6 protein-coding genes are annotated in these 11,440 nt (G+C 74.7%); 5 read left to right on the top strand and 1 reads right to left on the bottom strand.

Going from position 1 to position 11,440, the window contains the following annotated elements; all coding sequences use genetic code 11:
• The first annotated feature begins 99 nt into the window (after positions 1-99).
• On the top strand, positions 100-1,344 hold the full coding sequence (locus JQN72_RS17275; RefSeq protein ID WP_204136382.1) for an NAD(P)/FAD-dependent oxidoreductase: 1,245 nt from the start codon (positions 100-102) through the stop codon (positions 1,342-1,344).
• A gap of 9 nt (positions 1,345-1,353) precedes the next feature.
• Here JQN72_RS17275 and JQN72_RS17280 read toward each other — a convergent pair whose 3' ends face one another.
• Positions 1,354-1,659 (bottom strand): helix-turn-helix domain-containing protein, encoded by a 306-nt coding sequence (locus JQN72_RS17280; RefSeq protein ID WP_204136383.1) that lies wholly within the window; start codon positions 1,657-1,659, stop codon positions 1,354-1,356.
• Between the two features lie 146 nt (positions 1,660-1,805).
• Here JQN72_RS17280 and JQN72_RS17285 point away from each other — a divergent pair, with 146 nt between their 5' ends.
• The 4 genes from JQN72_RS17285 (at position 1,806) to JQN72_RS17300 (ending at position 11,426) form a co-directional block, all read left to right on the top strand.
• Positions 1,806-2,987 carry a phytanoyl-CoA dioxygenase family protein gene (locus JQN72_RS17285; protein WP_204136384.1) on the top strand — a complete coding sequence of 394 codons (1,182 nt, stop codon included), beginning with the start codon at positions 1,806-1,808 and terminating at the stop codon, positions 2,985-2,987.
• 135 nt (positions 2,988-3,122) lie between these two features.
• A complete protein-coding gene (locus tag JQN72_RS17290) occupies positions 3,123-4,136 on the top strand; it encodes a Gfo/Idh/MocA family oxidoreductase (protein ID WP_204136385.1) in 1,014 nt (337 codons plus the stop codon).
• A gap of 235 nt (positions 4,137-4,371) precedes the next feature.
• Positions 4,372-7,137, top strand: a complete 2,766-nt coding sequence (locus JQN72_RS17295; protein ID WP_204136386.1) for a hypothetical protein — start codon at positions 4,372-4,374, stop codon at positions 7,135-7,137.
• Entirely contained in the window at positions 7,134-11,426 is a 4,293-nt protein-coding gene (locus JQN72_RS17300) for a hypothetical protein (protein ID WP_204136387.1), read from the top strand. The genes JQN72_RS17295 and JQN72_RS17300 overlap by 4 nt, the downstream gene beginning before the upstream one ends.
• Positions 11,427-11,440: the final 14 nt, after the last annotated feature.

The following is an 11,440-nucleotide window of genomic DNA, read 5'->3' on the forward strand; positions in this document are numbered from 1 at the left end:
GACCCCGCTGCCCACCTCGTGCCGGCAGCGGGCTCGCCGCGGTGCTGCGGACCGGCCCCGGACCCCGTGTCGGCCACCGGATCCGTTAGGTTCGGCGCGATGGAGTCACCGCGGTTCGTCGTCGTCGGAGGTGGGCCGGCCGCTGCCGCCGCCGCCCGCCGCATCGCCGAGGCCGGGGAGCCCGTGGCCCTGCTCACCGTCGAGCAGGTCGCGCCCTACGACCGCACGGCGCTCTCCAAGGACGCCCTGCTCGACCCCACCGCAGAGGTGCCCGGGCTGTGGCCGCCCGGCGCCACGTGGCGGGACGACGTCTTCGTCCGGACCCGCACGCCCGTGGCCGCCATCGACCCGGACGCCGGCACGCTGACGACGGACGACGGCACGATGTGGGCCTACGAGCGCCTCGTCCTCGCCACGGGTGCCGAGCCCCGACGCCTCGCCGTCACGGGCGCCGAGGGCCCGGGGGTCCACCACCTGCGCGACACCGCGGACGCGTCGGCCCTCTCGGGCGCCCTCACCTCCGGGGCGCGGCTCGTCGTCGTGGGCGGCGGGGTCATCGGCCTCGAGGTCGCCGCGGCAGCCGTCCACCGCGGCCTCGACGTCGAGGTCGTCGAGGCCGGCCCCCGGGTCCTCGGCCGCGGCGTCCCCGCCCCGGTCGCGCTCTGGCTCACGGCCCTGCACACGCGGCACGGCGTCCGGGTGCGCACCGGCGTCGCGCCGCAGGAGGTCGTGCGTGCCCCCGACGGCTCGGTCACGGGGGTGCACCTGTCCGACGACACCCTCCTGCCCGCGGACCTCGTCGTCGTCGGGATCGGCGTCGACCCGCGCACCGCGCTCGCCGAGGACGCCGGCCTGGCCGTCGACGACGGCGTCGTCGTCGACCTCGCGATGCGCACCTCGCACCCCGCGGTCCTCGCTGCCGGCGACGGTGTGCGGATGGTCCCGCCGGCAGGAGGACGCGGCGTGCGGCTGGAGTCGTTCACCGCGGCCGGCCGGCAGGGCGAGGTCGCCGCCGACACCGCCCTGGGGCTCGAGGCAGCGTTCACCGACGCGCCCTGGTCGTGGTCGGACCAGTACGACGCGACGATGCAGTCCGCCGGGGTGCCCCCGACCGAGGCCGAGGAGGTGCTCGTCGGCGGACCGGAGGCACCGCTCGTGCTCTCGCTCGAGCACGGGCGGCTCGTCGGTGCCTGCGGGGTGAGCATCGGGCCGGGCATCGCCCGGCCGGTCCGCGCGGCAGGGCGGGCGATCGAGGCCGGGGCGAGGGTCGACCTCGACGCCCTGCGCGCCGCCGGCGGCGACCTGCCCGCCCTTGCGCGCGTCCTGCGGGACGCGGCCGGCTGACCGGCCGGGTCAGCCGCGAAGCCGGGGCGGGACGGTGTACGGGGTGGCGACCGGCACGACGCGCTCCCCGAGGCGGCGTGCGGCCGCGGCGACGAGCGCGTCGTCCGGCACCTCGAGGACCAGCCCGTGGCTGAGCCGCCCGCCGGTGCCGACGCGGTCGAGGAGGTCGGCCACGGCCTCCGGGTCGTCGTCCTCGACGGCCCGGACCGCGCGGGCGCTGACGCCGGGCCGTCCGTGGAGCACGCGGTCGACGGTCGCGGACGAGACCCCCGCCTGGTCCGCGACGTCCCGCATCCGGTGGTTGCGGCGTGCCATCCGCGCATCCCCCCCGTGCCCCCGGGCGTGGGACCAGGGGCCGGTGAGGTGTTCTCGAGATGGTTCGCCCCTGGTGACCACCTCGCCCGGGGTGCACGCTGGACGGGAGGACGACGCCCATGACGAGTGCTCGACGAGGAGACCCGATGACGACGACCCCCACCAGCCCCCGGCACGGCTATCGACGGGCCGAGGACTGCCGGCTCGAGGACTTCCTCACGGTCCTCGAGGACAGGACCGACGGCACCCGTTACCCGCACGCCGCCCGAGTGGAGCAGGGGGTGCTCGTCTACGAGGCCGCAGACCTGCGCCCGCTGCTCGCGGACGACGAGACCGCCGACGCGCTCCGCGCCGAGATCGCCGACGCCCTCGCCGACGGTCCCGGCATCGTCGTCGTCACCGGCGCGTTCGACCCGGAGGTCGTCGGACGGACGACAGCCGCGTTCGAGGCCCTCATCGCCGAGGAGAAGGCCGCCGGGCAGATGGCCGGCGACCACTTCGCGGCGCCCGGGGAGAACGACCGGGTGTGGAACGCCCTCGAGAAGCTCGCGGTACGTGACCCGGAGTCGTTCGTCGCCTACTACGCCAACGACATGGTGGCCCTCGCCGCGAGCGCCTGGCTGGGGCCGGGATACCAGGTCACCTCCCAGGTCAACGTCGTCAACCCCGGCGGCAAGGGGCAGACGGTGCACCGCGACTACCACCTCGGTTTCCAGTCGCCGGAGGTCACCGGGCGCTACCCGGGGCGGGTCCACGACGTGTCGCCGCTGCTCACCCTGCAGGGCGCGGTCGCGCACTGCGACATGCCCGTCGAGTCCGGGCCGACGCTCTACCTGCCGCACAGCCAGAAGTACGGGCTCGGCTACCTCGCCTACTGGCTGCCGGAGTTCCAGGACCACTTCCAGGGCCACCACGTCCAGCTGCCGCTGCACACCGGGGACGCAGTGTTCTTCAACCCCGCGCTCTTCCACGCCGCCGGGTCGAACCACACCGCCGACGTCCGGCGGATGGCGAACCTGCTCCAGGTGTCGTCGGCGTTCGGCCGGGCGATGGAGACGGTGGACCGCGACCGCGTGGTCCGGGCCGTGTACCCGGCGCTGCTCGCGGCGGTCGCGGACGGGTTGCCGGAGGCGGCGGCCGGGCACGTCGTCGCGGCGTCGGCCGAGGGCTACGCCTTCCCGACGAACCTCGACCGGGACACCCCTGTCGACGGGATGACCCCGCGCACCCAGGCCGACGTGGTCCGGGACGCCCTTGCCGTCGCGCTGGCACCGGACCGGCTCGCGGTGCGGCTCGACGCGGTCACCCACGCCACACAGAGCCACTGACGGTGCTCGGCCCGAAGAGGGCGGGTTCCGCGGAGACACTATTTGTCAGGACATTAGGCTGATAGCATCTGCGGCGTCCACAGCAGTACGCCCCGGCCGTCCCGGCCCGGGACCAGACCAGAGGTGTCACGACCCATGCGCATCGGACTCATCGGACTCGGCCGGATCGGGGCCTTCCACGCCGACACCCTCGCGGCGCTGGACCGCGTCGAGGAGCTCGTCGTCACCGACCCGGTGCCGTCCGCGGTCGACGCCGTCACCGCACGGGTGGGCAAGGCCACGGCGGTCGAGTCCCCCGAGGCCGTGTTCGGCGCCGGGGTCGACGGAGTGGTCGTCGCCGCGGCCACGAGCGCACATGCCGAGCTCCTGCTCGCCGCGGTCGACAAGGGCATCCCGACGTTCTGCGAGAAGCCGATCGCCGGCACCGCGGACGAGGCCGTCGCCGTCCGCGACCGGTTGGCCGGCTCCGACGTCCCGGTCCAGATCGGCTACCCGCGCCGCTTCGACCCGGCCTTCGTCGCCGCGCGCGACGCCGTGCGCTCGGGTGCGCTCGGGCGGGTGCACACGGTGCGGTCCACGACCCTGGACCCGGCCCCGCCGCCGGCCGCGTACCTCGCGGTCTCCGGCGGCATCTTCCGGGACTGCTCGGTCCACGACTTCGACGCGGTCCGCTGGGTCACCGGACAGGAGGCAGTGCAGGTGACCGCGGTCGGCTCGGTCGACCCCGACGCCCCGCCTGCGCTCTACGCCGACAACGGCGACTGGTCCACCGTCTCGGTCATCATCACCCTCGCCGACGGCACCCTGGGCGTCGTCTCGAACACCCGCACCAACGCGCGGGGCTACGACGTCCGGCTCGAGGTGCACGGGGTGCAGGACTCGGTCGCCGCGGGCCTCGACGACGGCCTACCCCTGCGCCCGACCCAGCCGGGCCTCACCTGGCCGGCCGGCCCTCCGCACACCTTCTTCATGGACCGGCTCGCCGAGGCCTTCCGCCACGAGCTCGCGGCGTTCTGCGCCGTCGCGGCGGGCGAGACCGCCTCGCCGTGCACGGTCGAGGACGCGATGGGCACGACGTGGGTCGCCGAGGCCGCGACGCTCTCGGCCACCGAGAACCGTCCGGTCCGGATCGACGAGATCGCCCGCTGACCCGAGGACGGCACGAGCGGCGCCGCGCGGCGGACGTCCGTGGAAACGGATGACGCGTTGTAGTTCTGAGGAATTGTGACTGAACATGATTCAGCATTCCCTTCGGAAATCATTGCATTCCCTCCGTGGATCATCGCTAGCGTCCTGAACGGTTCCGGTCGCACCCGTCACGCGTTGATGAAGACCTCGCATCGCCACGGCCGGACGACTTGTCCGCCGACCGGCCGTGGGGACGATGACCGACACCTTCACCTTCGTGTCCTGGGTTCGCGATGGCGTCGCCGCCGCGATCACCCGGCCCGAGACCCTCGGCACCGACCAGCCCGCCCGAGCCGCTCTGGATGTCCGGCTCGTCCAGAAGGCCGTCGACACCGGGCAGAAGACCGATGTCGACGTGACGCTGGCCGTGCACGGTCCCGGCGACGTGCTGGCCCTGGACCGCGACGAGATCGTCCGGGTCGACCCGCCCCCGGGCGCCGACGGCGTCGAGCCGCACTACGTGCCCGTCATCGAGTTCCGCCGCCCCGACCTCCCGTGGCTGTTCACCCCCCTCGCCGGCACCGAGGCCGGTGGGCAGCGGCTGCGGCCGTGGCTCGCGCTGGTCGTGCTGCCCGAGGAGCGGGCGCAGCTCGTCCGCGGTGGCGGTGAGCACGCCCGGCTGGTGTGCCCGGTCCGCGAGCTGCCCGACCCGACGGAGACCTGGGCCTGGGCGCATGCGCAGGTCGTCGGCCTGGAGCCGGACGAGTCGGTCGAGCAGGTGCTCGACGACGACCCGCACCGCGCCCGGTCCCGACTGATCGCCGCCCGTCGGCTGCTACCCGGCCGGCGCTACCTCGCCTGCCTGGTACCGACTTTCCGGGCCGGGGTCGAGGCCGCCTCCGGCGACGAGGTCACCACGACCACGCTCGCGCCGGCATGGCCGGACCCGGACGCCGCCGACGCCGGCGACGAGGTGCAGCTGCCGGTTTTCCACCACTGGCGCTTCACCACCGCCGAGGCCGGCGGCGACCTGGAGTCACTGGTCCGCCGGCTGACCCCGCACCAGCTGGGCTCGGACGCCGTGACCACGCTGGACGTCAGCGCTCCGGGCGCGGCGCTGGTCCCCCCTGGTAGCGAAGACAGCCTGCTGCCGCTGGGGGGAGCCGTCGTTCCCGCGGGGTACCGGGACGCGCCGTGGTCCGGTGGAGAGTGGTTCACCGACGGGCTGCGCGCCTTCTTCGACGCAGCCGCGGATGCGGCCACCACCGTTGTCGGTCCACCGCTGTACGGCGGGCAGCACGCCGGGCTGGAGCGTCCACCGGCCGATGGGGACACTCCGCGCTGGCTGCGCGAGCTCAACCTCGACCCCCGACTACGGACCTTCGCCGGTCTCGGGGTGGCGACCGTGCAGCATTTCCAGGACGTGTTGATTGCCTCGGCCTGGGAGCAGTACGACCAGCTCCGGGAGAGCACCCAGAGCGCCCGTCAGGCCGAGCTGGCCCGCGAGGTCAGGACGAGTGCGCTGCACCGCCGGCTGGGAGCGATGACCGCCGTCAGCCAGCTCCAGGTCACCCGCACCGCCTCCGTGAAGCACACGCTGCCGAGCAGGGTCGACGCCGCGCTGACCGGGGCGGCCCGACGGCTCACCCGGCCCGGCGGGCCACTGGCCCGGCGCAGCTCACGCGACGGCGGGCGTGTGCTCGACGGCGGGGCCGTCGTGCAGCACGCCGTCGCACGGGCCGCTCAGCCCGTACCGGAGCTCACCGCACCGGCCGGGTCGGTGACGATCCCCGAGATCAGCGACCACGGCCAGACGATGTTCACCGAGGCCGGCCTGACCCAGCAGTACGAGGACTTCGAAGCGACCCTGCTGGACCACACCTACGCGGAGTGGATGCAGCAGGCGCAGAGTCCGGAGACGGTCCCGCCCGACGCCGTGTTGCTCGAGGAGGAGGACCTCGCCCGCGGTGCGTTCACCGCGGGCATCGCGCTCGCCCACCGCCAGGCCGGTCTGAGGTCACGTCCGACGGACCCCGAGGTGAGCACCGCAGCCACCGCCGCAGCCACCGCCGTGCCGACGCCGGCCGAGCTGGCCCGCACGCTGGTCGCCGGGCTGGTCGGCGCACCGGCCAGGCGCAGCGAGGCCACCGCCCGCACCGCCCCGACCCTGGCGGCGCCGTCGTTCCCGTGGCCCATGGTGGCTGCACTGCGCGAGGTGGCGCCGCGCTTCCTGGCACTGGACGCGGCCCTGCCCACGGAGTCGCTGTGCCTGGTGCAGGCCCATACCGGGTTCGTCGAGTCCTACCTCGTCGGGCTTAACCACGCCATGGCCGCCGAGCTGTCCTGGCGCGGCTACCCGGCCGACCCGCGCGCGACCTTCTTCCGACACTTCTGGGACCGCACCGACGGCGGCGCGGACATCCCACCGCTCGACCAGCTGGCGCCGGACCACCCGCTGCTGGACTCCCCAGGCGGCGACGGGCTGATGCTGGCGGTCCGCGGGGAGCTGGTGCGGCGCTTCCCGGGCCTCGTCGTCATCCTCGTCCGCGCGGTCGAGCAGGACGGTGTCCGGGTCCCAGCGCCGGAGAACGGCACCCGGCAGCCGATGCTCGAGGGCCGGTTGGCCGACGACGGAGCGCTGTTCGGGTTCGACCTGCCGGCCACCGAGGCGCGAGGTGGTGCCGAGGACCCCGGGTGGTTCGTGGTGTTCCGCGAGTCGCCGACCGCGACCCGCTTCGGACTCGACCCGGACGACGACGACCAGGCCGTCCCGCAGCACCTGGACGACCTGGCCTGGTCGCACGTGCTGGGCCCGGAGCAGCCCGGTCGCTGGGTGCGGATGGGCGACCTGCCGGGCCCACCGCAGTTCACCGACCCGACCGACCCGGGATCGCCACCGGTGACCTGGGCGGCCAACGGTGCGCACATGGCGCGCTGTTTCGCCCGTGGACCCGCCAGCGTGGCCTGGCACGCAGACGCCCTGCTCTCCTCCGGACCGGCCGGCGAGGACGGTGCATCGTGACGACCACCCCCACCGACGAGTTGCTGGCCGGGCTGCCCGGTGACCGCCCCGTCGTCCTCCTGCCGGTCCGGCTGCAGACCCGCTGGCAGACCGAGTCGGGTCGGCGCGAGCTGCTGGTGCGGATCTATCCCGAGGAGCTGCACGTCGACAGCCACGAACGCGAGCTGACCGCCGACGAGCTCAGCTGGGGGCAGACCTACCTCGCAGCGGTCGACGGCGCCGACCCGGACGACGACGGTGGCGTCGTCGCCGCCGCGTGGAGCGTGCTGGCGAACCGGTTCGGCGGTCCGCGGGCGGCCTGGGTCGTCCGCGCGCTGCGGGCCTCACCGGAACCACCGATGCGGGAGTCCGGATGGACCAGGGCGCCACGCACCACCCTGATGCCCGACCGGTGGCTGGTGGTGGGCTACCGGCGGCGCACTCCGACCGCCGATGACGACCGACACAGCGTGGAGCTCTTCCGGGCGCTGGGCGAGCCCGTCCCCGCGAACCTGGCAGCGGGCTTCGACCCGCACGCGCAGACCGACGAGCTCACCGACCCGGGGATGACCTGGATGGTGGACCTCGACGAGGCCGTGCGGGTCGGGATGGCGGTTCGGGTCGACCTCACCGACACGCTCGCCGACGTGCCGGTGCCGACGATCGACCGCCTGGTGGCGATCGGGGTGCGGGCCTCCGCCGGTGATGCGGCCGACCTGCTCGAACAGCAGCTGGACGCCCTGCGCCACACCGCCACGCTGGGCTTCCTGGGTCAGGGTTCGCCGACCAACAACACCGCGGCCGAGCCGGCTGCGTACACCACCGAGGACCCGCGCGACCGGCAGCTGTTCGAGCTCGAGCATGCCGAGGCGCCCCCGCCGGGGAGCAACGCGGTCCGTGCCGCCGATGCGCTCGGCGCCGGCTGGGAGACGTTCCGCCACACCGATGGCGGCCACGGTGACGACCTGCGCGGAACCGCCGCGATGAACGCCGTGCTGTGGCCGGCCACCTGGGGCTACTTCCTGGACTCGATGGTCTTCGGCGACGCCCTGCGACCAGAGCAGGTTCCCGACCAGGTGCAATGGCGTGTCGACTGGAGGCGGGACCAGCAGGCTGCCTACACACTGTTCCGCGAGCACGTCCGGGCCCGGGGCCCGCTGCCGGTGCTGCGCGTCGGGGACCAGCCCTACGGGCTGCTCCCCGTCACCGACCTGGCGCGCTGGCGGCCGATGGACGGCACGGAGGACTCCGATGGCCGGGTCCTCACCGTGCTGCGGCGGGTCCGCGCCCTGCACCGTCGCTCGTTCGACCCGGGCAGCGTGCCCCGCGTCGGGTCCGGCGAGGACCCGGCGGTGGTGCTCGTGGACGTGCTGAGCCGGTCGGCAGTGCCCGAGGCGTTCGGTCTGCAGACGCTGGTGCTGCCGCGCACCCTCGACGTGGTCTTCGAGTTGTTCCGGGAGTGGGACGAGCTCCCCGCGCTCCAGCAGCTCTTCGAGCGTCACCGCGACCTGTGGGTCGCGCTCGGCGCGGACCCCGCGAGGTTCACCTTCGAGACCGCCGACGACTGGCTGCCGATGCTCTCCCGGGCGGTCTACGCCGACGGCATCCATCGGCTCGACGGCCCCGAGGGGACGTTGCCGATGGTCACGTCCGGCGAAGGGCCGACACCGGCGGAGTATCTGGGGTTCGTCCGCGGCGCCGGGCTGGTCGAGCTGCGCGACGCCGCCGCCACGCAGGTCCCGCACGTCGTGTTGGCCTACCTGGTGCGGCACGCCAAGCTGGCCGCCTACCACCGGGCGATGTGGCAGGCCCAGGACCCGGGCCTGCTCGGCTACGACGACGTGGGCCACAACGCGCTCCCCGTCGCGGGGGAGACCTGCTGGGACTACGCCGCCGAGACCGCGCCCGGCTCCACCGAGACCCGCCAGCAGCTCTACGAGCGACGGTCCGCGGAGGGCACCCATGTCGAGCCCGAGCTGACCGACTTCGACACCGGGCTCGACCGGCTCGCCGAGCTGCCCGTCGACCAGCTCGACGTCCTGCTCCGCGAGACGCTCGCGCTGACCGGAGACCGGCTCGACGCCTGGACCACGGCCTTCGCCACGAAGCGGCTGCGGGAGCTGCGTACCGGCGGTGTGACCGGCAGCTACGTCGGCGGCTACGGCTGGTTGACCGACCTGCCGGTGCCCGCCGTCGGCGACACCGGGGGTGACACGAGCGTCTCCGCCGGGTACCTGCACGCACCGTCGGTCGACCAGGCCCGGGCCGCCGCGCTGCTGCGCAGCGGCTATCGGGCCCGCGCCGCCGAGGGCTCCGCCAACCCGCTGCGCATCGACCTGTCCTCGCAGCGCGTGCGGCTGGCCCGTCAGGTCCTCGACGGGGTACGGGCCGGCCAGCCGCTCGGGGCCCTGCTCGGCTACCGCTGCGAGCGGCTGATGGTCGAGCACGGCCTCGGCGGGCACGTCCCGGCGCTGCGCACCGCCTACCCGGGCGACGACGAACCAGCGGGAGCCGGGGACGGCCCGCCGCCGGCCGCGGTGCTCGACGGGCTGGCCGTGGTCCACGCGCTGCGGCTGCACCGTGACGAGGGCGGCCCGCACTGGCTGCCGGCCGCGCTGGTGGACAGCGAGGACCGCGTCGGTCTGGATCTGGTCGGCGGCGAGGTCGATGCCGTGCTCGACGCAGTGGACGACGCCCTGCTGGCCGAGAGCGTCTACCAGGTGGTGCGGGACAACCCCACCCGTGCCGGCGCGGTGCTCGACGCCGCCGCGAGCGACGAGGCTCCGCCGCCGGAGCTGGAGTCCCAGCAGACCCCGCCCACCACGAACGACCCCAGCCTGCAGCCGGTGGACTCCGCTCCGCGCAGCCGCAACCGGCTGCTCGTACCGCTGGCGGTCGGTGGCGACGCGGGCGGGGGCCCCCTGGCGCAGGCCGCCCCGCAGCTGAACGCGTTCTGCGCGGCCCTGCTCGGCGACCTGCGGACGTACCGCGTGCAGGCGAGCTACCTCGACGACGACGGGGTGGTCGCGACCGAGGGGATGGGCCTGGACGCGCTCGGGCTGGACCCGGTCCACCTGGTCGGGCTCGCCTCGACCGTCTCCGACCTGGAGGCGCTGCTGCGCGACCATCTGCTGCGCGCGGACGTGCGACCTGCCGGCACCGACCCGGGCACGGTGGTCGAGCTGCGCACCGTGCTGGACGACCTGGCCGCGGACGAGGTGGACCTGGAGACGTTCGTCGAGCTGGCCGGGGCGGTGCACACGCTGCTGTCCGGGGCGCGGCCGCTGGCCGACGACGACCTGCTCGGTGAGGACCCGACGGCCACCGTGGACCTCGCCGAGCTGGGCGCCCGCGACGCCGCCGCCTGGAGTGCCCTCGTCGCCGCGGTCACCACGCTGGACGAGGCCGCGGCCGAGGCCGCCGACACGGGGGAGGCAGCGCCGCTGCACGCGGCTCTGCACGCCGCCCTGGCCTTCGGCGTTCCCGGCACGGTGCCACTGGTGCCCGCCGATGCCGACGACGCGGCGGCGGTGCTGGCCGAGCAGGCCGGAGGGGTCATCGCGAGCCTGTCCGAGCGCATCGAGCAGCTGGTCACCGATGCGACAGACGAGGCCGGGGAGGACGAGGACGAGCAGGGACCGGTCGACCGGCACGTCCGGCGGCTGGGCACCGTGTTCGGCACCACCTTCCCGGTCCTCACCGCGTTCACCCCGACCCGGGGTGCCGAGCTGCAGGCCGGCCTCGACGCATTCGCCTTCGTGCCGCCGGTGTACCTCGAGCAGGCCGTGGAGGCGACGATGGCCCGGTTCGCCGCGGTCCGCCCCGGCTTCGCCCGCATGCAACGGGTGCGCGACCACCTGGAGGCCCTCGCCCCCGACCGGACCCCCGCGGTCCACCTCGGTCAAGCGCGCGGTCCGGACGAGGACCCGCTGGACATGCTCGTCGTGCGGACCGCGTCGCAGCGGCTGGACCAGCCGCTGACCGGGCTGCTGGTGGAGGCGATCGACGCGACCTCGTCGGGGTACCGCCCCTACCAGACCACGGGGGTGGCGTTCACCGCCGACGGGCCGGACAGCGAGCCACCGCACGCCGTCCTGGTCGCCACGCCCGCCGACCCGACCGGGCCGTGGAGCACCGACGAGCTGCTCGCCGACGTCCTCGACGTCCTCGAGGACGTGCCGTCCCGGGCCGCCGAGGGTGGCCCGTCCGGGCTCGGCCACTTCCTTCCCGCGACGTTCTTCGCCCAGAACGCCGAGGGCCACACCGTCTCCACCGACTTCCTCGCCTACCTCGACGAGGGGGGCGACTGACCGTGCCCGGCACC

Source organism: Phycicoccus sp. CSK15P-2 (genome assembly GCF_016888005.1).
GTDB lineage: Bacteria > Actinomycetota > Actinomycetes > Actinomycetales > Dermatophilaceae > Phycicoccus.